The sequence below is a fragment of the Streptomyces sp. HUAS TT11 genome (assembly GCF_051553595.1).
GTDB lineage: Bacteria > Actinomycetota > Actinomycetes > Streptomycetales > Streptomycetaceae > Streptomyces.
The window spans coordinates 6,857,773-6,879,326 of sequence record NZ_CP196184.1 but is presented as its reverse complement, the minus strand read 5'-3'; the positions used below and the strand labels follow the sequence as shown (position 1 = coordinate 6,879,326).

Below are 21,554 nucleotides of genomic sequence, written 5' to 3'. Positions count from 1 at the left end.
GCGTGTGTTTACGACCCGAGGTCCCGCCCTGTCGGCCCGCGTTCCTCCAGGCGCGCCAACCGGGTCTGGAACCAGTCGAGTCGGGCCTGCAGAAAGGCCGCCTCGGCGGCGAGTTCGTCGACGCCGCCACCACTGGGCGCAGGCGCGGCACCGTGTCCGGCCCGCACCCGCAGGCCCTCCCCCGCCAGCCGCGCGAAGGCCGCGAGCGACACCGACACACGGCCGCGCGCGCAGGCCGCACAGGTCGCCTGGAGCGCGCGCCAGCCCGGTCTCCCCCAGTCCGCTTCGATCAACGCCGCGGCCGTCGCCCCGCACGACCGTGCGCACGCGCCGACCGTCATGGTCCTCACCCGCTGGCGCGCGTACCTGAATCCGCGCTCGAAGCGGATGTAGGCGCCGAGGACGCAGACCTCGAGCAGAACGGCCGCCCGGTGCTCCGCGGTGCACAGCAGCCCCTCGGCCTGCGCGCGGTCGTGCACACAGTGGAAGCCGCAGTCACAGCGCCGGTGCGGCACACGGTGCCGCAGTCCGTAGACGCACCGGGCCTCGTCGACCACTCCGTAGGGCAGCGCACCGCCGAGCGACACGCCGACGAACCCCGCCCGGCCGCCGTCATGGGACAGCACCGGGTGGGCGATCTTGTATCCGGTCGGCGGCTCCGTGGGGCGTTCCTCGGGGAGCCGTAGCCTCATCGGGTGACCGGGACCTCTTCGGGAGTGGGCGCGTCCGACTCCTCGAGCGATTCGAGGACCTCGACGTCGGACTGTTCCTCGTGGCCCTCCGGGCGTTCCTCCGCGAACCCGGTGGCGAGTGCCTTGCCCAGCTTCATGACGCCTCCCGCTGTCGGTGACCGTCCGGACCATGGTGGCCCACAGGAGCCGACTTGGCACCGGTGCCCGACCCTCGCGCCCCTCGCCGTGCCCCGTTCGAGCCCCCTGTCGCACAGCGATGCTAAGAAATAGCCTGTAGAAGAATTAAGTGGAGCTTCACGGTTGTCCTGCCGACACTGGTCCCATGACGACACCCTCACCCGTCCCCGCTCCCTTCGGCCGCGCCCTGTGCGCCATGGTCACGCCCTTCACCGAGGCGGGCAGCCTCGATCTCGACGGGGCGCAGGCGCTGGCCGAGCGACTCGTGGCCGAGGGCTGCGACGGCCTGGTGCTGTCCGGGACCACGGGCGAGTCGCCGACCACCACCGACGACGAGAAGGCCGCGCTGGTGCGGGCGGTGCGAGCGGCGGTCGGCGCGCGGGCGTCGATCGTGGCGGGCGTCGGCACATCCGACACACGGCACACCGTCGAACTGGCCCTGGCGGCCGAGAAGGCGGGCGCCGACGGGCTGCTGGTGGTCACCCCGTACTACAGCCGGCCCCCGCAGGAGGCGGTGGAGGCCCACTTCCTGGAGATCGCCGACGCCTCCGCGCTGCCACTCGTGCTCTACGACATCCCCGGCCGCACCGGCACCCGCATCGAGCCCGCAACGCTGCTCCGGCTCGCGGAGCACCCGCGCATCGTGGGGGTCAAGGACTGCTCGTACGACCTGCTCGGCGTCCAGAAGGTGCTGGCCCGTACGGAACTCGCCTACTACGCGGGCTGCGACGAACAGGTGCTCGCGCTGTACGCGGTCGGCGGCGCCGGTTGTGTGAGCACGGTCGCCAATGTGGTGCCGCGTCAGTTCCGTGCGATCCTCGACGCCTTCGACACCGGCGCGACGGCCGAGGCCGCCCGGCTCCAGCAACGGGCCATTCCGCTGGTCGAGTCGATGATGGCCGCTGGCCTTCCCGGCACGGTCACGGCGAAGGGGCTCCTCGGCCGGCTCGGGCTGCCGTCCGGCCCGGTCCGCCCGCCGCTGCGGCCCGCGGACCGAGAGACGGTGGACGGACTGCTGTCGGACTACCTGAACCTGACCGGCCAGGAGTGATCACACGCAGGTCCCGGCAGAACACGAATTCCGCCGCCCCGCCGCCGGCACTGCCGTACGTTGACGGAGTGAGCCGACCGTTGCTGTATCTCGACGTCGACGGCCCCCTCAATCCGTGGGCGGCCGAACCCGAGCGCCGCCCCGACGGGTACACGACGATCCGGGTCGCCCTCCACCCCGGACGTGCTCTTCGGGTGTGGCTCCACCCGGGGCACGGCGAGGCGTTGCTCGGACTCGGCTACGAACTGTGCTGGGCCAGCACCTGGATGGATGCCGCGAACCGCTGGATCGGACCGGTCATCGGCCTCCCCGAGCTCCCTTATGTCGACTTCGGCGCCGGCCTGCTCGCACTGCGTCCCGACGAGGTGCACTGGAAGACCGAGGCGATCGTCGCCCACGCGGCCGGCCGCCCGTTCGCCTGGGTGGACGACGAGCAGAGCCCGGCGGACGAGTCGTACGTCACCGACCATCACCCGGGCCACGCCCTGCTGTACCACGTCGATCCCCGGGTCGGGCTGCGCGAGAGCGACTTCGCGATGCTGGCGCAGTTCGCGGCGACGGTCTCGGAATAGAACGCCGGGCCGGGAGGGACTCGGTCGGGCCCGCGTCACGGCTCGTCCTGCCGGGCCGGGAGGTGGCGGCACCCTCCCGGGCGGCGGGAGGGAGCTGACCCCCGCGGGAGAGAGAGGGGCAACGACCGGCGGGGCAGGCCGCAGTGGGCACTGCCCGCGATCGGCAGCCGTCCTCGTCTCGACGGCCGGTCGGCCGCCCGCCCCGGCTCCACGGGCCTTGTTCGGCGTCCCTGTGACGGCGCCCGGAACGCCGCCGGGAACCACTCCGGGACCGGCTATGCGGCGGAGTTGCGGCGCCGGAGGAACAGCGCCGTCGGGACGGTCATGGCGAGCGGCACGATTCCGGCGACCAGCCAGCCCTGATGGAGGGCGGCGGTGAAGGCCTGCGGCGAGGCGAGGGAGACCGTGTGCGCCAGCGAGGCCGGGAGACCGCCCGTGCCGCCGTGGGCGATGCCCGCCACGACGTCGTCGGCGCGCCCGGCCGGAACTCCCGCCGAGGCCAGCCGGTCGTGCAGGAGCCGCGGGAAACGGGTGGTGACCAGGGTGCCGAGGATGCTGGGGCCGAGGACGCTGCCGAGCTGGCGGAACATGTTGACCGACGCGGCCGCCATGCCGGCCTGCAACGGCGGCACGCTGTTGACGGCCGCCGCCGTCGAGGGCGCCACCAGCAGGGCCGAACCCACCCCGGCGACGAACAGGCCCGGCCACATCGCGCCGTACCCGCTGAACGGCCCGGTCGCCAGGAGCGCGAAGGCTCCACCGCCCATCAGGACGAGACCCGTGGTGAGCGTGACCGCGATGCCGAGCCTGCGCACCAGGCGCGCGGCGAACGCGCTGATGACGATGTAGGCGGCGAACATCGGGAGCAGCTTCACCCCGGTCGTCAGGGCGCTGTCGTGGGCGACCCGCTCCAGATACAGAACGGTGAGCAGGGAGATGCCGACGAAGGCCAGCATGGTGACGGCACCGATGCTCATCACCGTCGTGAACGACGCGTTCCTGAACAGCCGCAGCTCCAGCATGGGATCGCCGTGCCGGAGCTCGACCCGGACGAAGGCCACCAGCGAGACGGCGAAGACCGCGTACGCGGCGATGATCGTGGGCTCCGCATAGCCGGTGGCGCCGCCCTCGATGATCGCGTACGTCGCCGACGCGACCGCCAGGGTGCCGAGCACCATGCCCGCCGGGTCGAACCGGCGCGTCGGATGCCTGCTCTCGCTCACCAGCACCGGGGTGAGGCCGAGGGTGATCAGACCGATGACGACGTCGGTGAGGAAGACCGCGTGCCACGACACCCGGTCCAGCAGCACACCCGCCGCCAGCGGCCCGATCGCCAGCCCGAGGCCGGCGCAGCTGGCCCAGATGCTGATGGCCCCGGTCCGCTCATGGGGATCGGCGAAGGTGTGGCTCACGATCGCCAGGCTCGCGGGCAGGACGGCGGCGGCGCCGACGCCCATCAGGGCCTGGGCCGCGATGAGGAGTCCGGCGCTCCCCGCCAGAAAGGCGATGAAGCTCCCCAGTGTGAAGAGCGCCACGCCCGCCCAGAACGTCCGCCGCCGCCCGAGAAGGTCGCTCAGGGTGCCGGCCGACAGCACCAGGCTGACCACGGCGAGGCTGAAGGCGCTGCTCACCCAGACCACGGTGCTGGCCGAGATGTGGAGGTCGTCCTGGAGCGGGGACAGTGCGGAGATCGTCGACGACACGTTGACGAAGGTCATCATCACGCCGAGGCAGAGGACCAGGAGTGCCCACCACCTCCGTCGGTTCGGGGCGGTGGGTGCAGAGTGCTGTTCTGCAAGGACATTACCCTGGCTAGTGGAAACCATAGCCAGAAGGTAGCACGCTGACTATACAAATACGCAGCCAGAGGGAGCGTGATCAACATGTCGGAGTCCACAGGAGTGCCGGAGTCCGGTGTCGAGGCCGTGATCACACGGTCCGGCCGATTCACCGACCGCGGCGCCTGGAGTGCCGAGGGCTGGTGCAACATGGAGCGAGCCCTGGAACTGGTCGGCACCCGTTCCGCGATGGTCCTGATGCGCGAGGTCTATTACGGCGGACGGCGCTTCGACGAACTCGCACGGCACACCGGCCTGACCGAGACCGTCACCTCCCAGCGCCTCAAGCGCCTCGTCGACGCCGGGCTGCTGCAACGGCACCCCTACCGGGAACCGGGCCAGCGGACCAGGTACGAGTACGTACTCACCGATCTGGGCCGGTCGTTGTTCCCGGTGTTCGTGGCGCTGATGGAGTGGGGCGCGCAGCTCGGCGACCGAGCCGGCGTCGAACTGGTCCACGCCGACTGCGGATGCCCGCTCAACGCCGTGGTGCAGTGCACGAAGGGCCACCCCGTGCGGCTGCAGGACACGGTCGCGCGGATCGTGTCGGACGGGGAACGCGAGGACCTCTGACGGCGCAGCGCGCCCCCCGTCCCCGCCGCACGGCGACGGCCCGGACCCGCACGGCACGCGTCCGGGCGCCCGGGCCGCGCCCCTTCGCCCCGGACCGGCCTCGGCCGTGCCCCCGTCTCCCCGGGTCGGGGCACCGGGGGCCGCCGTCGGCGGTCACGGTGGTGCTGCCCGCGACGGCCGTCCGGCGCCGTGGATGTCTCTCCCGGTAGGGACACTCAGGACCGGAGGGCGTCGACCGGCTCCATGCGGGAGGCCCGCAACGACGGGTAGAGCCCGGCCAGAAGGCCGACGAGGGCCCCGGCGACCGGCGCTCCGAAGGCGAGCCGGACGTCCAGGACCGGGGTCCACTCCCTGACGGCCGAGACGACCACCACGACGACCATGCCCAGGGCGGCGCCGACGACGCCACCGAGGAGCCCGATGGTCGTGGACTCCAGCAGGAACTGGCCGGCGACCTGGCGTCGTGAGGCACCGAGGGCGCGGCGCAGTCCGATCTCCCCGATCCGCTCGATGACCGTCACCAGCGTCACATTGGCGATGCCGATGGCCCCGACCACCAGTGACACCAGTCCGAGGATCAGGAACAGGCCGTTGACGTCGCCCTGGACTCCCTTGCGCGCCTTGGCCGGGTCCGGCGGCGCCATGACGGTGAGGGCGTCCTGGGCGCCGGGGGCCAGCGCGATCGGTGCCTGCCGCGCCACCTGGTTCGCGGCGCCGAGCGCGGTGTTGACCAGTACCCGGGTCACCGTTCCCAGGCCCAGTCGGTCCTCGGCCGTCGTGGGCGGAAGGATCACCGAGGTCGCGAGCTGCTGTTCCCGCCGGGCTCCGCCGAGGATCCCGATCACGGTGTAGGCCTGGCCCTTCAGAAAGACCGCGGGAGCGTCCTGCACCGAGCTGATGCCGAGGAGCCGGGCCGCCTGGTCGCCGAGCACCGCCACCCGGTCGCGCCGGGCGATGTCCCCGTCGTCCAAGAAGCGCCCCGCGGTCATCGCGCCCCGCACCGCGGCGGGCAGCGTGGCGGACGCGGCGACGACCGCCATGGTCTGGCCGGTGACCTCCCCGGGGGCCACCACGTCGTTCGCCCGCACCTGGACGCTCGCGGTCTGCTGGGACTCGGCGATCGCCGCCACCGACTCGACCCCGGGCAGCCGCCGGACCGCCGCGACGTCCGACCAGTCGACGAGCGGGACGGGGTCGGCCGACGGTGGTGGTGCGGGTACCACCACCGTGACCGAGGTGGCGGTGAGGGCGTCGAACCGGCCGACGATCTGATTGCCCGCCGTGGACGAGACCCCGATCGTGATGACCAGGGTGGTGATGCCCAGAACGGTGCCCAGGGTGGTCAGGGCGGAGCGCATCGGACGGGCGAGCACCCCCGCAAGCGCCTCGGTCCACAGGTCCCTGAAGTCCATCCACGGACGCTCGATGCCGCGTGCCCCGCCGCGGTGCCGTGTGCGTCCCCGGCGGGGGGCGCGCCGTCCGCCGGTGGTCCGGTCGGTGATCGGCGGGTCCACCGGGTGTGCCGGATCCGCCGGGGCCGCCGGCTCCAGGACACGTGCTCGGGCCCTCATCGGCTCTCCTCGGTCAGTCGTCCGTCGCTGATCCTGACCCGCCGGTCGGCCCGCCGGCTGACCGCCTCCTCATGGGTGATCACGACCAGGGTCATGCCCTGCTCGCCGAGCCGGTCGAAGAGGTCCAGCACCGATGCGGTGTTCTCGCTGTCGAGGTTGCCGGTGGGCTCGTCGCACAGCAGCAGGGCGGGCTCGCTCATCAGTGCCCGGGCGATCGCCGCACGCTGCCTCTCGCCGCCGGAGAGCCGGTCCGGCCGGAAGCCGACCCGGTGCGCCAGGCCCACCCGTTCCAGCGCCTCCCCGGCCCTGGCGCGGCGGCCGGCACGGCCGCGCCCGGGCCGCGGCCTGCGGTAGGCCTCGGCCAGCATGACGTTCTCGTCCACTGTCCGGTACGGCAGCAGATGGAAGGACTGGAAGACGAATCCGATCCGGCTGCCGCGCAGCGAGGTGCGCTCCGGATCGCCGAGGGTGTTGGTCTCCACCCCGTCGAGCCAGTAGGAGCCCGAGCTGGGCCGGTCGAGCAGTCCCAGGGTGTTGAGCAGCGTCGACTTTCCGGAGCCGGACGGGCCGACGATCGACAGATGCTCGCCGCGCCGTACGGCCAGGTTCACGTCGCGCAGGGCGTGCACCGGCGGTTGGGAGTCGAAGGTCCGGCCGACGCCGGCCAGTCGGATGACGGTGTCCGCGTCCGGAACGACGGCCGCCGGCAGACCGGTCATCGCCCGACCACCACGTGGTCGCCCGCCTTCAGGTCGTCACCGGACGGCGTGACCTCCACCTGCCCGTCCGCGGAGAGCCCCGCCTTGACGGGGACGTCCACGGCCGCGCCTCCGCGCACGATCTGCACCCTGGCATGCCCGTCGGCCGACGTGTGGAGCGCGGCGACGGGCACCGTCAGCACCTCGCCCCTCGACGAGCCCACCTCGATGGTCACCTTGGCTGATTCGTCGGCGTTCTCGGTCAGCTTCCCCGCCGGCACGGAGATCTGCACCGGTACCGGGGCCGCCCCGTCGCCGCTGCCGCCCTCCGGCGTCGCCGGCGCGTCCTTGCCGTCCCCCGTGGCATCGGTCTTCGGCACATCGCCGCCGAGTGCCACGAGCCGCCCCTGCACCTTCGTGCCGTCCGGCGTCTCCACCTGCGCCGTCATGCCCTCGTGGAGCAGCTTGGCATCACTGCCCGGCACCACGGCCTGCACCACGACCCTGGAGCTGGTCACGGTGCCGACCGGTCCGGACGGGGTGTCGCCGGTCTTCACGGAGACCTTGTCCAGCCGGGCCGGCAGATCCGGCAGGAAGACCACCTCGCCCGCGGGGATCTTGGTCCCGTAGCCGGCCTGGAAGGCGGCGAGCGCGGCGTCGGCCGCATCCAGTTGCTGCCGTGCCGCCTTGAGCTGCAACGCATCCGTGTCGCCGCCCGTGCCGGTGTCGCCGCCCCGGCCCTCGGGGTCACCGCCCTGGGCCTCGAGCAGGCCCTGCTGCGCGGTGGTCACCGCCGCTTCGAGCGTTCCCAGCTGCTGCTTGTCGGCGATGCCGGGCTCCTCCGCGCCATAGCCCTTGCTCTTGTACCAGCGACTCACCGCCGCGGCGTCCGACTGTCCGTACGTCCCGGTTCCGCCGGGGTCGAAACCGAGCCGGGCCAGGGCCCGTTCGAGCTGTTCGACATCGTCCCCGGCCGCGCCGGGACCCAGCGTGCGGTACATCGGGACCGTTCCCCGCAGCACCAGCACCGGCCTGCCGCTCACCTGCATCAGCACGTCGCCCTCCTTCACCTCCGATCCGACGACCGGTGCCTTGGTGACCCGCTGGACGACGGCGTCTTTGGCCCCGGAGTCACCGGAGCCGGAGTCCGGGGAGCCGACGGGGCCGGCCAGGGCCACACTCTGCGGCGAGGCGAACTCCACGGAGCCCTGGGCCACCACGCTCGCTGTCAGCGACCGCCGCACGACCGCGACGGTGACGGGTCCGGCCTTCGGCGGCCGGTGCGCGGCAGCGGCATCCGCCGGCGACTGCATCTGCGATCCGGCGAGCCACCCGCCCGCTCCCACCAGCCCCACCGCGGCGACGACGATCGCCAACTGCCGGGGGCGGCTGTTGATCACGTCGTTCCGGCGCTGCCTCATCCGGCACCGCCACCGCTGGTCGGGGCCTTCATGAACTTCGGGAAGTAGGCGGCCCGGAAGTCCTTGCCGCACTCCAGGTCCTGCAGGGCCAGGTCGATGTCCTTGGTGAGCCGGGACATGGCCTCGTCCTTGCTCAACGGCTTCATGGGCGTCCCGTCGCTGTTCACGGCGCCCTGCACACTGGGGGGAGCGGCCGCGGCCGACTGGAGCTTCACCATCTCCCCGATACCGGTCGGTTGCGTGGTCGTGACGGGTATGCCGTGGTCCTTCAGGCACGAGGCGTAGGACTGCGCCAGCGCGACCAGCTTCGAATCGCCGTTGAGTGCCTGCGCGTTCGCCTGGTTCCGTTCCGCGGTCGCGATACTTCGCTCCTGGGCCGACGAGGAGCCGTAGACCTCTCTGTCGGCCGTCCCCTCACACCCCGACCAGTCCTTCTCTCCGGCCTTGGGATCGGGGGGACCGCCCAGCGCCTTGTCGTAGGCGGCCTTCTGCTGTGCGGTGAGCGTGGCGACGTAGTCCGCGTTGGGCGTGTTCTTCGAGCCCTCCCGGAAGGCCGTGCTGCCCGGTGCCCGGGGGTCGTCGGGGTAGACGGCGCCCGCGTAGAGGCCGAACCCGTACTTCTGGCGGTACTTCTTCGTCAGGGTGTAGTCGGCCCCGTCGTTCGCCCAGGAGGCCATGGGGTCCTCGGGAGCCACGGCGGTGTAGGTGAAGCCCTGCTTCTTCATGCAGGCCGCGATCGCGTTCTCCAGGAGGTACTGCTTCTTGAGCTCCGCGCCGGCGTCCGCGGGAACGTCGAGCTGCCCCGACGACCCGGCCGAGGACTTCCCTCCGCCCGCCGGGTGGGACGCCGACTCGGTGCCCGTTCCGCAAGCCGCCAGCAGCGGCAGCAGACTCACCGCTACCGCCAGATTCCGAACCGTGCGGGATCCAGACATTCTCTTCCATCCGATCGAGAGGGGTGTTGCCTACGGGCCGCGGGAAGCGCGGGATCGCGGGGCTTCGCCCACGCGACGGCACCGGCGCACCGGGAACACGGCACGGTGGGCGCCTGACGGCCCGGCCGGCCCTGGGGTTGTCACTGGCCTCACAGTGGCGGCCGCAGTTCATGGCCGTCGGCTCAACGCATGACCAAGCTGTAACGGCGCGTCCCTGAGCGGAGCGCCGCCGGGAGCGGCCGCCGGTTCAGATCACATGCGGGCCGGAGACGAAGCGGCCGTTCTTGTCGTAGGGCCAGGCGTTGGCGATGCATCCGTGCAGGCCCTTGATCTGCTGCATCATCACGGGGGCCAGTTGCCCGGGGCCCGCACAGGTCATGTGCGTGTAGCCCAGGAAGTGCCCCATCTCGTGGTTGATGATCAGCGCCCGGTAGTCGTGGATCGGGCCGTCGAACGTGGGCGAGCCCTCGACCCAGCGCTTGAGGTTGACCACCACCCCGCCCGAGACCTCGCAGTTGTACTCACCCTGGGTGTCCTGGTGGATACCCGTCCAGCACAGGGCGTCCGCCGTTCCCGGTGTGGCGATCCTCACCGTGAGGTCGTGGGGGGCTCCCTCGCCCACCAACTGGAAGGCGTAGGCCTGGTTGTGGGTCCAGCCCCGGGGAGCGGCGAGAATCTCGGCGATCTCGTTCGCCGCCCGGGCCGGCGAGATGTCGAGCCCTGTCTCGACCTCCACCACATAGCGGAGCGGCTTCGGGCCGTGACCGACCTTCGCCCCGCCGGCCTGCGCGGTCACGAACCTGCCGCTGCCGGTCGCGGGGACGTCGATCTTGGTCGGGGTCGGCTTCGGGGTGGGCGTGGGAGTCGGGGTGGGCGTGGGGGTCGGTCGGTGCGCGGGAGCGGTCTGCCCCGTGCTGCGCGGGCGCGGCGCACCGCTCGACGCATCGCTTCGTCCGCCGTCCAGGAAGTACGTCAGTGACCCGAGCAGGCCGGCAGCCACCAGCATGCCGACCAGAAATCTCCGGCCTCGGCGGCGCGGACGGCGCCGGCGGTGGGAGGACCGGTGCCGACGGCCACCGCGAGGGGAGGACCGGTCCTGGCGGCCACCACGATCGAAGGCCACGGCGCTGCCGGTGGGCGATGCGGATTCCCTCTCTCGTGCCGAATACATGGCAGCTCAAACTGGTCATCTCAAATGATCGCCATGAGCTCGCATCATCACGAAACGGTAACGAGTGGCCTCTCTGTGACTCGTTCACCTCGCACCGGACCGCCGCCGGGCCGGCAGCTCGGCCCGTTGTGATCGTTCTGTAACAGCCCCCGCCGGAGGCTCTTTCCCGGGACGGCCACCGAACACGTTCTGCTTACACTGTCGCAGTGCCACGAGTCCTGATTGTCGAAGACGACCCAGATGTCCGTAAGGCCGTCCGGCTGGCGCTACGACATCAGGGGCATGACGTCTGCGCCACCGCAACGGGTGAAGAGGGGTTGGAGCAGCTCCGCCCCTTCCGCCCGGACGTCGTCGTGCTCGACCTCATGCTGCCGGGCATGTCCGGCCTCGACGTATGCCGGCGGATCCGGGTCCGCGACCAGGTGCCGATCATCATGGTGACGGCCAAGGGGGACGACATCGACATCGTCGTGGGGCTGGAGGCCGGCGCGGACGACTACGTGGTCAAGCCCGTGCAGGCCCGGGTGCTCGACGCGCGAATACGGGCCGTACTGCGCAGACTGGACGCGTCGGTCCCGAACGGCGTCCGGCCGAGGGCGGAGGCACACGGCGAGCTGGCCATCGACCGGGCCGGCCTCGTGGTGACCCATCGCGGCGAACACGTCGCACTCGCCCCCTCCGAACTCCGGCTGCTGCTGACCCTGTCGGCCTCACCCGGCCAGGTGTTCAGCCGCCAGCAACTGCTCGAGGCGGTCTGGGAGCACAGCTACCACGGCGACATACGACTCGTGGACGCGTGCGTGAAGCGCTTGCGCAGCAAGCTCGGTGAGGGCAGGGATCCTCGCTATGTGCAGACCGTGCGCGGCTTCGGCTACCGCTTCGGTACCTCGTGAACGGCCGGAGATCCGTGCGGGCACGTAAAGCCGAACACGAACACGATCCCGCCGCCGGGCGGAGCCCCCGGCCGGTACGGTTCCTTCGGGCGGTCCTGGCACGCCTCCCCCTTCCGCTGCGGGGCCTGCGCCCCCGCCTGGTGGCGTCCTTCGTCCTGGTGGCCATGGTCAGTGCCCTGAGCACCGGAGCCCTCGCCTTCCGCGAGGCGCGTACGGGGGTGCTGCAGCAGAGCCAGGACGCCGTCATCCGGCAGTTCCGGGCGAGTGTCGACGCCGTGGCCGTCTACACACCACCGGGGCCGGACCAGTCGGAACTGGACGCGGCGGTGAACCACGTCCTCCACGACAACCCGTCACAAGGGTGGCGGGTCATGGCCACGTACGGCAGCCTCCGCGCCTACACGCCGAGTGCCGACTTCGCCAGGCTGAGCCCCGAACTGCTCCGGTCCGTGCACACCAAGCGCGCCGCGGTGTTCCAGCGGGTGAACGTCGACGGGCGGCCCTATCTCGTGGTCGGCATGCCGGTCACGTACACCACCGGTGAGGGCACGGAGTCAAGGCTCTCGGGGATGGTGATGTTCCTGGTGGTGCCGCAGAACACCGAAGAGGCCTACGTCAAGGCGATGATCAGCGGCATCGAGCGGGCCACCCTGGTGGCACTGTGCCTCGCCGTCGCCCTGGCGCTGGTGGCCGCGAGGGGCGTGCTGCGTCCCGTACGGGCACTGCGCCGGGCGACGCGCCGGATGGCCGAGGGGCACCTCGACGTCCGGCTGGCCGTCAACGGCTCCGACGAACTGGCCGACCTCTCGCAGTCCTTCAACGACACGGCGGCCGCCCTGGAACGCTCGGTCGCGGAGCTGCGCCGCCTGGAGGCCCAGGCTCGCCGCTTCGTCGCGGACGTCTCCCATGAACTGCGGACGCCGCTGGCGGCGATGACGGCGGTCACCGACGTACTGGACGAGAACGCGCTGCGCCTCGACCGGGAGACCGGTGACGCGCTGCGACTCATCAGCGAGGGAACCGGCCGGCTGAACGGACTGGTGAACGACCTGATGGAGATCTCCCGCTTCGACGCGGGCGCGGTCCAACTCAACTTGGACGAGATCGATCTGGCCGAGTCCGTGCAGCGCACTCTCGCCTCCCGGGGTTGGCAGGGCCAGGTGGAGACCCACGTGCCCCGGCCAGGTGTGCTCAGGACGCGGGTGGATCCGCGCCGGCTCGACGTGGTGATGGCCAATCTGGTCGGCAACGCGTTGCGGCACGGAGCGCCGCCGGTCCGGCTGTCCATGAGTGTGAGGGAGGAACGAGCCGACGTGGCGTGGGCCGTCATCGAGGTGACCGACAACGGACCGGGCATTTCCGAGGAAGCGATGCCGCACATCTTCGAGCGCTTCTACAAGGCGAGCACATCACGGACCAGAAGCGAGAGCAGCGGTCTGGGCCTGGCCATCACGGCGGAGAACGTGCGCCTGCACGGCGGACGCATCAGCGCGGCGAACGTGCCCGGGGGCGGCGCGGTGTTCACGGTCGAACTCCCCCTGCACCGTGACTCCGCCGACGTCGGCGACACCGCCCTGGGTGCCGCCCGGTGAAGGGCTCACGCGCGGGAGCGCTGCTGGTCGGGGTCACGGCCGCGCTCACCCTGGCCGCGTGCGGAGTCCCCCCGTCCGACGTCATCGAGGCCGGCGAACCGGCGGGCGGCATGTCCTCCGCCCGTCCGGAGCACTCGATACCGACCGTCATCCCCGTGTATTTCCTGCACAACGGCGAACTGAAGGCCCATTTCCGCAAGGTGGGCGAGCCGGGGAACTACGCGGCGGTCGTCGGCCTGCTCTTCGACGGGCCCAGCAAGGACGAGGCCGTGACGACCACCACGGACCTGCCCCGTCTGACGGCGAAACCGGCCGTGACGGTGGGCAGCGACAACATCGTCTCCATACGCCTCACCGAAGCCCTCCCGCCCTTCGGCCACCTGGCCATGCTGCAGTTGGCGTGCACCGTCGCCCAGGTGAGCTCGCCGTTCACCGCGACGATCGGGGGCGCCGGTCAAGGCAATGCCGACATGGCTCCCTCGCCTCCCACGAAACACTTCCCCGCACCTACGAGCGTCCGAGTCTTCGGTGACGGATGGACGACGACCCAGCCGACCGGCTCGTGCCCCGGGCCCGGCCCCGAGCAGTCGTAGGAACAGTCCCGGTCGCGCTCGGCCACGGCTTCGCCCCGGGACGATGTCGCTCCGCCGCACCGGCGACGGTCCGTACCGCGGTCGCGCCACCGCCTACAGCGTGATCCAGTAGCGGCGCTTGTTGCCCCCTTCGGTGGAGCGGACGTCCTCCAGGACGCCACCGTTGTGTTCGATGGTGCGGACCGACCCGATGTTGTCGTCGTCGCAGGTGACGAGGACTCGATCCAGGCCGAGCGCGCGGGCCTCGAGCAGCACCGTCCCGAGGGCCCACGTAGCCAGGCCGCGTCTGCGGGAGGAGGGCCGGACGCTGTAGCCGATGTGCCCGCCGACGTCGAGCAGGAAGGCGTTCAGGTAGTGCCGCAGATCGATGGCTCCCAGATAGCGGTCGTCCTCGACGATCCACCAGTGGGTGGCATGCACGCGCCCCTCTCCCACCGCGACCGACCTGTCCGACTGCTGTTTCAGTCGCCGGACCCACTCCGCGAAGTTCTCCGGGTTCTCGAGGTCGGCGTCGGGCGCGAGACGCAGGCCCATCCCGTCCTGGTGTGCACCCGGCGGCCACTCGTCGCGCGCCGCGAGCCATGAGGAGTGCAACTGGTCCGTGGGAGCGATCAGTTCAGGCATGCGGGCGACGCTAGCACTCATGGCCGAGGGCCCCCGCCGCGTGCGCCGACTGTGCGGCGCGGACGGCGGGGGCGACGGGGGCGGGGCCGGACTTCGGTTCAACGCCCAGGTCCGCCACAAGAAGTCGTCACTCCCCCGTGGTCCGTTCGACAACGACACCGCCGCAGACTTCGCCGACGACCTGGACGATGCTGCCGCGGAAGAGCGTGAAAACCTCATCCGCGGGGTGGGCCTCCCGCCCGAGCGGTGTCCGCAAGCCGCTCCATCGCGGTTCGGTGACCGGGAGCGGAGCCGGACTTCTTGTGTGCGACGAGTTCGTCGACCAAGCGCGGTGTCTCCGACGGCACGAGGGGGCGTCAGCAGCGGCGACGGACCGTCCGGAGCCGCTGCGCTTCGACCACCGAGCGACGGACGAGGTGGGCGGCCGGACAGACGCCCACGCGCAGGCGCCTTCCCACAAGCCGCCCCGGGCCTGTGGGAAGGCGCTCGACGAAGACCGGCGCCGGCAACGTCAACCGCTCCGCGACAGATCAGGACACCGACCGCGCGGGCGGCCGCACGTCACGGCCGCCCAGGATCAGTTGTGGCTGTGCAGGATCTCGTTCAGACCGCCCCACACCGCGTTGTTCGGCCGGGCCTCTACCGCACCCGTGACGGAGTTGCGGCGGAAGAGGATGTTGGAGGCTCCGTTGAGTTCGCGGGCCTTGACGATCTCGCCGTCGGGCATGGTGACCCGGGTGCCCGCGGTGACGTACAGGCCGGCCTCGACGACGCACTCGTCGCCGAGCGCGATGCCGACGCCCGCCTCGGCGCCGATCAGGCAGCGCTCGCCGATGGAGATGATGACGTTGCCGCCGCCGGACAGGGTGCCCATGGTGGAGGCGCCGCCGCCGATGTCCGAGCCGTCGCCCACCACGACACCCGCCGAGATCCGCCCCTCGACCATGGAGGTGCCGAGGGTACCGGCGTTGAAGTTGACGAAGCCCTCGTGCATGACGGTCGTGCCCTCGGCGAGGTGCGCACCCAGCCGGACCCGGTCGGCGTCGGCGATGCGGACGCCCTTCGGCACGACGTAGTCGGTCATGCGCGGGAACTTGTCGACCGAGGTCACCTGCAGGTGCAGGCCCTCGGCCCGGGCGTTGAGACGCACCTTCTCGACGTCGTCGACGGCGACGGGGCCGAGCGAGGTCCAGGCGACGTTCGCGAGGAAGCCGAACATGCCCTCCAGGCTCTGGCCGTGCGGCTTGACCAGGCGGTGCGAGAGCAGGTGCAGGCGCAGGTAGACGTCGTGGGCGTCGATCGGCTTCTCGTCGAGCGAGCCGATGACCGTACGGACCGCGACCACCTCGACGCCACGACGCGCGTCCGGGCCGATCGCCTTGGCGGCGCCTTCGCCGAGCAGCTCCACGGCGCGCTCGGCGGACAGCCGCTCGGTGCCGGACGGACCGGGCTCGGCGACCGGCGCGGGCGCGGGGAACCAGGTGTCGAGAACGGTGCCGTCGGCGGCGATCGTGGCAAGTCCGGCGGCCACGGCACCGGTGGTACGAGGAGCAGTCGTGTCGGTCATGAGGGAAACCTAACGTGGCCGGGGGCGCGCGGGCGAACCGGTGACCGGGCGTCTCATGTGCCGGGCGGGTCCCGGGGCCTGCGGGGCCGGGGGCGGCGTCGTCGACCGGCCGGCTCTGCGGGTCACGGCCGCGGAATGACCCGCGCCAGCACGTCCCTGGCGTACTCCTCGTCGTACGGCGCCCCCGTCAGCAGCACCTGGAGACAGATCCCGTCCATCAGGGCGAGCAGGGCCCGCGCGGTCACCGGGTCGGTGCGCCGGGCCAGTCGCTCGGCGGTCTCCTCGGTCCACTCGGCGGCGACGGGGCGCAGCGCGGGCCGTCGCAGGGCCGCGAGATACAGCTCGTACTCCAGCTCGACGCCCGTGCGATCGCCGCCGAGCCAGGTCCCGAGGGCCCGGGCGAGGTCCGCGGCCAGGTCGCCCTCCGCGTCCTCCAGACCGCTCGCGGCGAGCGCCTTGGCGAAGCCCTCGTTCGTCTGCCGCAGCGCGGCGACCATCAGCTCGTCCAGCGTCGAGAAGTGGTACGTGGTGGAGCCGAGGGGCACATCGGCCGCGGCGGCGACGGAGCGGTGGCTCAGTCCCGCGATGCCCTTCTCCCCCACGACGCGGATCGCCGCGTCGATGATCCGCTGCCGCCGCTCGGGGTCGTACCGACGTGACATCAGTGCGCGCCTCCCATGTTCAGTACGACCACCCCGCCGACGATCAGCGTGAGGCCGGCGATCTTCGCGAGATCCAGTCCTTCCCCGAACAGCACCAGGCCGATCCCCACCACCGTCGCGGTGCCGACCCCGGACCAGATCGCATAGGCCGTGCCGATGGAGACGGTCTTCAGGGTCTGCGCGAGCAGTGCGAAGGAGATGACGTAGCCGAGGAGGGTCACCAGCGAGGGCCATGGCCTGCTGAAGCCTTCGCTGTACTTCATGGCCGTGGTGGCGACGACTTCGGCGGCTATGGCCCCGGAAAGGAAGGCGTATCCCATGTGTACGAGTGTACGTATCGATGCGTACACCCGTACACACGCGGCTGGCCCGCAACCATCCTTCGACCGAACGCCAGGGCTTGTGCACCCGCTCCGCGCCCCGCCGGAGGAGACGCTTCCCGAAGCGGTGCGAGAACGCCCCGGCCGGCTCCCGGACGCAGGACACGGCAGCCGCACGCAGAACGGCGACGCCCGTCGGGCGTCGCCGTTCTCCTCAGCCGGAAAGGTCCGGTGGATCTCAGACGTTGAAACCGAGCGCCCGAAGCTGCTCGCGGCCGTCGTCCGTGATCTTGTCGGGGCCCCACGGCGGCATCCACACCCAGTTGATCCGCAGCTCGCTGACGAGACCGTCCGTGGCGGACTTTGCCTGGTCCTCGATGACGTCCGTCAGTGGACAGGCCGCCGAGGTGAGCGTCATGTCCACGGTGGCGATGTTCGCCGAATCGTCGATGTGGATGCCGTAGATCAGGCCGAGATTGACGACGTCGATGCCCAGTTCGGGGTCGACGACGTCCATCAGGGCCTCGCGGAGCTCCTCCTCCGAGACCGGCTTCATCTCCACGGTGTCACTCATGCCGTCTTCCTTTCGGCGTCGGCTCCGCCCAGCGCCTGGGCCGTCGCGTCCTTCCACGCCATCCAGCTCAGGAGGGCGCACTTCACCCGCGCCGGGTACTTGGAGACGCCGGCGAACGCCACAGCGTCCTCCAGCACCTCCTCCATCGCGTCATCGGGTTCGAGCCTGCCCTTGGACTGCATCAGCTCCAGGAAGGTCTCCTGGATCTTCTGCGCGTCGGCCAGCTCCCTGCCGACGAGGAGTTCGTTCAGTACGGAGGCCGAGGCCTGGCTGATGGAGCAGCCCTGGCCCTCGTACGAGACGTCCTTGATCGTCGTACCGTCGTACTTCACACGCAGCGTGATCTCGTCGCCGCAGGTCGGATTGACGTGGTGCACCTCGGCGTCGCCATCCCTCAGACCACGCCCGTGCGGGTTCTTGTAGTGGTCCAGGATGACTTCCTGGTACATCGAATCCAGCTTCACGGTTTCAGCACGCCCTTCAGCCGAAGAAGTTCCGTACGTGCTCCAGCCCCTCGACCAGTGCGTCGATCTCGGCCGGCGTGGAGTACAGATAGAACGACGCTCGCGTGGTCGCAGGAATTCCGTACCGCAGGCAGACGGGGCGGGCGCAGTGGTGGCCGACCCGGACCGCGATGCCCTGCTCGTCGAGGACCTGCCCCACGTCGTGCGGGTGGATGTCACCGAGCGTGAAGGAGATCGCCGCGCCCCGGTCCTCGGCCGTGGTCGGGCCGATGATCTTCAGGTCGGGGACCTCGCGCAGCCGCTGCACCGCGTATTCGGTGAGCGCGTGCTCGTGCGCGAGGATCCTGTCCATGCCGATCGAGTTGAGATAGTCGATCGCCGCACCGAGGCCGACCGCCTGCGCGATCGGCGGCGTACCCGCCTCGAACTTGTGCGGGGCCGGAGCGTACGTCGACGAGTGCATCGACACGGTCTCGATCATCTCGCCGCCGCCCAGGAACGGAGGCAGGTCCTCCAGGAGCTCCTGGCGTCCCCACAGCACGCCGATACCCGTCGGACCGCACATCTTGTGGCCGGTGAAGGCCACGAAGTCGGCCTGCAGCGCCTGCACGTCCAGTGGCATGTGCGGCGCGGCCTGGGAGGCGTCGATGCAGACCAGGGCGCCGACCTCCTGGGCGCGCCGGACTATCGCCTCGACCGGGTTGACCGTGCCCAGGATGTTGGACACCAGCACAAAGGAGACGATCTTCGTCTTCTCGGTGATGATCTCGTCGATGTTCGACAGGTCGAGCCGGCCGTCGTCGGTGAGGCCGAACCACTTCAGCTTCGCGCCCGTGCGCTGCGCCAGCAGCTGCCACGGCACGATGTTGGAGTGGTGCTCCATCTCCGTGATGACGATCTCGGTCTCGTGGTCCACCCGGTAGGGCTCGTCGGCCCAGCCCAGCATGTTCGCCACGAGGTTGAGCGATTCGGAGGCGTTCTTGGTGAAGATCACCTCGTCGCGGCTCGGTGCGTTGATGAACGCGGCGACCTTGTCACGCGCGCCCTCGTACAGCGCCGTGGCCTCCTCGGCGAGCACATGCACACCGCGGTGGACGTTGGCGTTGTAGCGCTCGTAGTACTCGGCGAGGACGTCGAGCACCTGGCGCGGCTTCTGCGAGGTCGCGGCGTTGTCCAGGTACACGAGCTTCTTGCCGTCGTGGACCAGCCGGTCCAGGACGGGGAAGTCCTTGCGGATCGCCTCGGTGTCGAGGAGGCCCGGCAGCTGTGTCACGCGGATACGCCACCCTTCACGTATGCCTCGTAGCCCTCTGCCTCCAGCTTGTCCGCGAGCTCGGGACCGCCGGATTCGACGATGCGGCCGCCGGCGAACACATGCACGTGGTCGGGCTTGATGTAGCGCAGGATGCGCGTGTAGTGCGTGATCAGCAGGGTGCCGACCTCGCCGGACTCACGGACGCGGTTGACGCCCTCGGAGACGATGCGCAGCGCGTCGACGTCGAGGCCGGAGTCCGTCTCGTCGAGGATCGCGATCTTCGGCTTGAGCAGCTCGAGCTGGAGGATCTCGTGGCGCTTCTTCTCGCCGCCGGAGAAGCCCTCGTTCACGTTGCGCTCGGCGAAGGACGGGTCCATGTGGAGGCTCTCCATGGTCTCCTTGACCTCCTTCACCCAGGTGCGCAGCTTGGGGGCCTCGCCACGGATCGCGGTGGCGGAGGTGCGCAGGAAGTTGGAGACGGAGACGCCGGGAACCTCGACCGGGTACTGCATCGCCAGGAACAGGCCCGCGCGGGCGCGCTCGTCGACGGACATCTCCAGGACGTCCTCGCCGTCGAGCAGCACGGTGCCGCCCGTGATCGTGTACTTCGGGTGGCCGGCGAGCGAGTAGGCGAGAGTCGACTTGCCCGAGCCGTTGGGGCCCATGATGGCGTGCGTCTCGCCCTGGCTCACGGTGAGGTCGACGCCCTTGAGGATCTCCTTCGTGGCGTTGTCGGCCTCGACGGTGACGTGCAGGTCTCGGATTTCAAGCGTTGCCATGGGTGCCTCAGGACTCCTGGGTGAGGGAGACGAGCACGTCGTCCCCTTCGATCTTTACGGGGTATACGGGGACGGGGCGCGTCGCGGGAAGGGCGTCGGGCTTTCCGGAACGGAGGTCGAAGCGCGAGCCGTGCAGCCAGCACTCGATGTGGCAGTCGTCGACCTCGCCCTCGGAGAGCGACACGTTGGCGTGGGAGCAGATGTCGTTGATCGCGAACACCTCTCCCTCGGTCCTGACGAGCGAGATCGGCGTGCCGTCGAGTTCCACCCGCTTCGGGGTGTCCTCCTCCAGCTCGCCCAGCCCACAGACGCGTACGAACAAGGTCATGCGACCGATGCCTCCAGCTCCTCCTCGATCTTGGCGATCAGGCGCTCCTCGATGTCGCCGACGCCGATCTGCTGGACCAGCTCGGCGAAGAAGCCGCGGACGACGAGGCGGCGGGCCTCGTGCTCGGGGATGCCGCGGGCCATCAGGTAGAAGAGCTGCTCGTCGTCGAAGCGGCCGGTGGCGGAGGCATGGCCGGCGCCGACGATCTCGCCGGTCTCGATCTCCAGGTTGGGGACCGAGTCGACGCGGGAGCCGTCCGTGAGGACCAGGTTGCGGTTCATCTCGTAGGTGTCGGTGCCCTCGGCCTTGGCCTCGATGAGCACGTCACCGATCCACACGGCGTGCGCGTCGTCGCCCTGGAGCGCGCCCTTGTAGACGACGTGCGACTTGCAGTGCGGAGCGTTGTGGTCGACGAAGAGCCGGTGCTCCTGGTGCTGGCCCTTGTCGGTGAAGTAGAGCCCGAACAGCTCGGCCTCGCCGCCGGTGCCCGCGTAGGTCACGCGCGGGTGCAGGCGTACGACGTCGCCGCCGAAGGTCACGACGACGGACTTGAAGGAGGCGTCGCGGCCGACGAGCGCGTTGTGCTGGGCGACGTGCACCGCCTTCTCGTCCCAGTCCTGGACGGAGACCACGGTCAGCTTGGCGCCGTCGCCGAGGAGGTAGTCGACGTTGGCGGCGAGCACCGCGTCACCGGTGTGGTCGATGACGACGACGGCCTCGGCGAAGGCACCGAGCTCGATCACCTGGTGGCCGAAGGCGACACCGCCCTCCCCGTGCACGCCGATGCGGATCGGCTCGGTGAGCACCGTCTCCTTGGGGACGGTCACCACGCCGGCCTGCTCGAACGCCGAGTACGCCTGCGCGGCGACCCGGTCCACCGGGGCACCGGCCCTGCCCGGCCGCCCGTCGTCACGGCCGACGGTCTCGACGACGACGCCCTCGGGGGCCTCGACGGTGACCTTCACGCCGCCGCCGTTCGCGACGGCGGTGCCGTCGTGCAGCCCGCGCAGCCGCTCGAGCGGCGTGAACCGCCACTCCTCCTCGCGGCCGTGCGGGACCGGGAAGTCGGCCACGTCGAAGGACGGCGGCGCGCTCATGCGCGTGGCGACGGTCGACTCGGCGGCCACCGCGATCGAGCCCGCGGTGGTCGCTCCCACGGGGATGTTCTGGGCCTCAGCCATGGCTGTCGTTGTGCTCTCTTCCT

24 protein-coding genes and 1 pseudogene are annotated in these 21,554 nt (G+C 70.8%); 7 read left to right on the top strand and 18 right to left on the bottom strand.

Annotation, left to right across the window (positions count from 1 at the left end; genetic code table 11):
• Nucleotides 1–8: 8 nt before the first annotated feature.
• Both ACSHXN_RS30720 and ACSHXN_RS30715 read right to left on the bottom strand, forming a co-directional pair.
• Nucleotides 9–692, bottom strand: a complete 684-nt coding sequence (locus tag ACSHXN_RS30720) for a hypothetical protein (protein WP_355130792.1) — start codon at nucleotides 690–692, stop codon at nucleotides 9–11.
• A complete protein-coding gene (locus tag ACSHXN_RS30715) occupies nucleotides 689–829 on the bottom strand; it encodes a hypothetical protein (protein WP_355130794.1) in 141 nt (46 codons plus the stop codon). The genes ACSHXN_RS30720 and ACSHXN_RS30715 overlap by 4 nt, the downstream gene beginning before the upstream one ends.
• 185 nt (nucleotides 830–1,014) lie before the next feature.
• Between ACSHXN_RS30715 and dapA the strand changes: the two genes are divergently transcribed.
• Together dapA and ACSHXN_RS30705 are read left to right on the top strand one after the other, a co-directional pair.
• Entirely contained in the window at nucleotides 1,015–1,920 is a 906-nt protein-coding gene (gene dapA, locus ACSHXN_RS30710) for a 4-hydroxy-tetrahydrodipicolinate synthase (RefSeq protein ID WP_438304427.1), read from the top strand.
• A 68-nt stretch (nucleotides 1,921–1,988) separates the two neighbouring features.
• Entirely contained in the window at nucleotides 1,989–2,492 is a 504-nt protein-coding gene (locus ACSHXN_RS30705) for a hypothetical protein (protein ID WP_355130797.1), read from the top strand.
• Nucleotides 2,493–2,767: 275 nt separating this feature from the next.
• On the opposite strand, the gene ACSHXN_RS30700 is transcribed toward ACSHXN_RS30705, so the two are convergent.
• Nucleotides 2,768–4,318 (bottom strand): MFS transporter, encoded by a 1,551-nt coding sequence (locus tag ACSHXN_RS30700; protein WP_355130799.1) that lies wholly within the window; start codon nucleotides 4,316–4,318, stop codon nucleotides 2,768–2,770.
• A gap of 57 nt (nucleotides 4,319–4,375) precedes the next feature.
• Here ACSHXN_RS30700 and ACSHXN_RS30695 point away from each other — a divergent pair, with 57 nt between their 5' ends.
• Nucleotides 4,376–4,903 carry a winged helix-turn-helix transcriptional regulator gene (locus tag ACSHXN_RS30695; RefSeq protein WP_438304422.1) on the top strand — a complete coding sequence of 176 codons (528 nt, stop codon included), beginning with the start codon at nucleotides 4,376–4,378 and terminating at the stop codon, nucleotides 4,901–4,903.
• A 215-nt stretch (nucleotides 4,904–5,118) separates the two neighbouring features.
• On the opposite strand, the gene ACSHXN_RS30690 is transcribed toward ACSHXN_RS30695, so the two are convergent.
• The 5 genes from ACSHXN_RS30690 to ACSHXN_RS30670 form a co-directional block, all read right to left on the bottom strand.
• A complete protein-coding gene (locus ACSHXN_RS30690) occupies nucleotides 5,119–6,474 on the bottom strand; it encodes an ABC transporter permease (RefSeq protein WP_355130803.1) in 1,356 nt (451 codons plus the stop codon).
• On the bottom strand, nucleotides 6,471–7,193 hold the full coding sequence (locus tag ACSHXN_RS30685; RefSeq protein WP_355130805.1) for an ABC transporter ATP-binding protein: 723 nt from the start codon (nucleotides 7,191–7,193) through the stop codon (nucleotides 6,471–6,473). Before ACSHXN_RS30685 ends, ACSHXN_RS30690 begins: the two co-directional genes overlap by 4 nt.
• Entirely contained in the window at nucleotides 7,190–8,593 is a 1,404-nt protein-coding gene (locus tag ACSHXN_RS30680; RefSeq protein WP_438304418.1) for a peptidoglycan-binding protein, read from the bottom strand. Before ACSHXN_RS30680 ends, ACSHXN_RS30685 begins: the two co-directional genes overlap by 4 nt.
• Nucleotides 8,590–9,528 carry a hypothetical protein gene (locus ACSHXN_RS30675; protein WP_355130809.1) on the bottom strand — a complete coding sequence of 313 codons (939 nt, stop codon included), beginning with the start codon at nucleotides 9,526–9,528 and terminating at the stop codon, nucleotides 8,590–8,592. Before ACSHXN_RS30675 ends, ACSHXN_RS30680 begins: the two co-directional genes overlap by 4 nt.
• Before the next feature lie 247 nt (nucleotides 9,529–9,775).
• Nucleotides 9,776–10,528, bottom strand: coding sequence for a DUF3152 domain-containing protein (locus ACSHXN_RS30670; RefSeq protein ID WP_438306514.1), 753 nt, complete (start codon nucleotides 10,526–10,528; stop codon nucleotides 9,776–9,778).
• A 377-nt stretch (nucleotides 10,529–10,905) separates the two neighbouring features.
• Here ACSHXN_RS30670 and ACSHXN_RS30665 point away from each other — a divergent pair, with 377 nt between their 5' ends.
• The 3 genes from ACSHXN_RS30665 (at nucleotide 10,906) to ACSHXN_RS30655 (ending at nucleotide 13,777) form a co-directional block, all read left to right on the top strand.
• Nucleotides 10,906–11,592 (top strand): response regulator transcription factor, encoded by a 687-nt coding sequence (locus tag ACSHXN_RS30665; protein WP_355130813.1) that lies wholly within the window; start codon nucleotides 10,906–10,908, stop codon nucleotides 11,590–11,592.
• A gap of 164 nt (nucleotides 11,593–11,756) precedes the next feature.
• On the top strand, nucleotides 11,757–13,184 hold the full coding sequence (locus ACSHXN_RS30660; RefSeq protein WP_355798583.1) for a sensor histidine kinase: 1,428 nt from the start codon (nucleotides 11,757–11,759) through the stop codon (nucleotides 13,182–13,184).
• Nucleotides 13,181–13,777 (top strand): hypothetical protein, encoded by a 597-nt coding sequence (locus ACSHXN_RS30655; protein WP_438304416.1) that lies wholly within the window; start codon nucleotides 13,181–13,183, stop codon nucleotides 13,775–13,777. The genes ACSHXN_RS30660 and ACSHXN_RS30655 overlap by 4 nt, the downstream gene beginning before the upstream one ends.
• Before the next feature lie 93 nt (nucleotides 13,778–13,870).
• Here the strand turns inward: ACSHXN_RS30655 and ACSHXN_RS30650 are convergent, their stop codons facing one another.
• Nucleotides 13,871–14,401, bottom strand: coding sequence for a GNAT family N-acetyltransferase (locus ACSHXN_RS30650; protein ID WP_438304413.1), 531 nt, complete (start codon nucleotides 14,399–14,401; stop codon nucleotides 13,871–13,873).
• On the opposite strand from ACSHXN_RS30650, the pseudogene ACSHXN_RS30645 reads away from it, so the two are divergent.
• Nucleotides 14,400–14,612: pseudogene (locus tag ACSHXN_RS30645) on the top strand (DUF4259 domain-containing protein); the annotation flags it as partial. The gene ACSHXN_RS30650 and the pseudogene ACSHXN_RS30645 overlap by 2 nt on opposite strands.
• A 366-nt stretch (nucleotides 14,613–14,978) precedes the next feature.
• On the opposite strand, the gene dapD reads toward ACSHXN_RS30645, so the two are convergent.
• The 9 genes from dapD to sufD all read right to left on the bottom strand — a co-directional run bounded on the left by dapD (nucleotide 14,979) and on the right by sufD (nucleotide 21,531).
• Nucleotides 14,979–15,968: a 2,3,4,5-tetrahydropyridine-2,6-dicarboxylate N-succinyltransferase gene (gene dapD, locus ACSHXN_RS30640; protein ID WP_355130819.1), complete on the bottom strand. Its 990-nt coding sequence runs from the start codon at nucleotides 15,966–15,968 to the stop codon at nucleotides 14,979–14,981.
• Nucleotides 15,969–16,090: 122 nt separating this feature from the next.
• Nucleotides 16,091–16,630, bottom strand: a complete 540-nt coding sequence (locus tag ACSHXN_RS30635) for a TetR/AcrR family transcriptional regulator (protein WP_355130820.1) — start codon at nucleotides 16,628–16,630, stop codon at nucleotides 16,091–16,093.
• Complete coding sequence (locus tag ACSHXN_RS30630) at nucleotides 16,630–16,950, bottom strand: DMT family transporter (RefSeq protein ID WP_059133069.1); 321 nt, start codon at nucleotides 16,948–16,950, stop codon at nucleotides 16,630–16,632. The genes ACSHXN_RS30635 and ACSHXN_RS30630 overlap by 1 nt, the downstream gene beginning before the upstream one ends.
• 238 nt (nucleotides 16,951–17,188) lie before the next feature.
• Nucleotides 17,189–17,524: a metal-sulfur cluster assembly factor gene (locus tag ACSHXN_RS30625; RefSeq protein ID WP_059133070.1), complete on the bottom strand. Its 336-nt coding sequence runs from the start codon at nucleotides 17,522–17,524 to the stop codon at nucleotides 17,189–17,191.
• Nucleotides 17,521–17,988 carry a Fe-S cluster assembly sulfur transfer protein SufU gene (gene sufU, locus ACSHXN_RS30620; RefSeq protein ID WP_059133071.1) on the bottom strand — a complete coding sequence of 156 codons (468 nt, stop codon included), beginning with the start codon at nucleotides 17,986–17,988 and terminating at the stop codon, nucleotides 17,521–17,523. The genes ACSHXN_RS30625 and sufU overlap by 4 nt, the downstream gene beginning before the upstream one ends.
• Nucleotides 17,989–18,004: 16 nt before the next feature.
• Nucleotides 18,005–19,261 carry a cysteine desulfurase gene (locus ACSHXN_RS30615; RefSeq protein ID WP_355130823.1) on the bottom strand — a complete coding sequence of 419 codons (1,257 nt, stop codon included), beginning with the start codon at nucleotides 19,259–19,261 and terminating at the stop codon, nucleotides 18,005–18,007.
• Complete coding sequence (gene sufC / locus ACSHXN_RS30610) at nucleotides 19,258–20,022, bottom strand: Fe-S cluster assembly ATPase SufC (protein ID WP_059133073.1); 765 nt, start codon at nucleotides 20,020–20,022, stop codon at nucleotides 19,258–19,260. Before sufC ends, ACSHXN_RS30615 begins: the two co-directional genes overlap by 4 nt.
• Before the next feature lie 7 nt (nucleotides 20,023–20,029).
• Complete coding sequence (locus ACSHXN_RS30605) at nucleotides 20,030–20,350, bottom strand: non-heme iron oxygenase ferredoxin subunit (RefSeq protein ID WP_355130825.1); 321 nt, start codon at nucleotides 20,348–20,350, stop codon at nucleotides 20,030–20,032.
• Nucleotides 20,347–21,531, bottom strand: coding sequence for a Fe-S cluster assembly protein SufD (gene sufD / locus ACSHXN_RS30600; protein ID WP_438304406.1), 1,185 nt, complete (start codon nucleotides 21,529–21,531; stop codon nucleotides 20,347–20,349). Before sufD ends, ACSHXN_RS30605 begins: the two co-directional genes overlap by 4 nt.
• Nucleotides 21,532–21,554 lie beyond the last annotated feature (23 nt).

Coding starts and splice junctions, on each gene's coding strand:
- ACSHXN_RS30660 (WP_355798583.1), top strand. CDS start 11,757: ATGGTCAGTGCCCTGAGCACCGGAGCCCTCGCCTTCCGCGAGGCGCGT.
- ACSHXN_RS30685 (WP_355130805.1), bottom strand. CDS start 7,193: ATGACCGGTCTGCCGGCGGCCGTCGTTCCGGACGCGGACACCGTCATC.
- ACSHXN_RS30695 (WP_438304422.1), top strand. CDS start 4,376: ATGTCGGAGTCCACAGGAGTGCCGGAGTCCGGTGTCGAGGCCGTGATC.
- ACSHXN_RS30625 (WP_059133070.1), bottom strand. CDS start 17,524: ATGAGTGACACCGTGGAGATGAAGCCGGTCTCGGAGGAGGAGCTCCGC.
- ACSHXN_RS30720 (WP_355130792.1), bottom strand. CDS start 692: ATGAGGCTACGGCTCCCCGAGGAACGCCCCACGGAGCCGCCGACCGGA.
- ACSHXN_RS30715 (WP_355130794.1), bottom strand. CDS start 829: ATGAAGCTGGGCAAGGCACTCGCCACCGGGTTCGCGGAGGAACGCCCG.
- ACSHXN_RS30675 (WP_355130809.1), bottom strand. CDS start 9,528: ATGTCTGGATCCCGCACGGTTCGGAATCTGGCGGTAGCGGTGAGTCTG.
- ACSHXN_RS30690 (WP_355130803.1), bottom strand. CDS start 6,474: ATGAGGGCCCGAGCACGTGTCCTGGAGCCGGCGGCCCCGGCGGATCCG.
- sufC (WP_059133073.1), bottom strand. CDS start 20,022: ATGGCAACGCTTGAAATCCGAGACCTGCACGTCACCGTCGAGGCCGAC.
- ACSHXN_RS30700 (WP_355130799.1), bottom strand. CDS start 4,318: ATGGTTTCCACTAGCCAGGGTAATGTCCTTGCAGAACAGCACTCTGCA.
- dapA (WP_438304427.1), top strand. CDS start 1,015: ATGACGACACCCTCACCCGTCCCCGCTCCCTTCGGCCGCGCCCTGTGC.
- ACSHXN_RS30635 (WP_355130820.1), bottom strand. CDS start 16,630: ATGTCACGTCGGTACGACCCCGAGCGGCGGCAGCGGATCATCGACGCG.
- ACSHXN_RS30680 (WP_438304418.1), bottom strand. CDS start 8,593: ATGAGGCAGCGCCGGAACGACGTGATCAACAGCCGCCCCCGGCAGTTG.
- dapD (WP_355130819.1), bottom strand. CDS start 15,968: ATGACCGACACGACTGCTCCTCGTACCACCGGTGCCGTGGCCGCCGGA.
- ACSHXN_RS30605 (WP_355130825.1), bottom strand. CDS start 20,350: ATGACCTTGTTCGTACGCGTCTGTGGGCTGGGCGAGCTGGAGGAGGAC.
- sufD (WP_438304406.1), bottom strand. CDS start 21,531: ATGGCTGAGGCCCAGAACATCCCCGTGGGAGCGACCACCGCGGGCTCG.
- ACSHXN_RS30650 (WP_438304413.1), bottom strand. CDS start 14,401: ATGCCTGAACTGATCGCTCCCACGGACCAGTTGCACTCCTCATGGCTC.
- ACSHXN_RS30630 (WP_059133069.1), bottom strand. CDS start 16,950: ATGGGATACGCCTTCCTTTCCGGGGCCATAGCCGCCGAAGTCGTCGCC.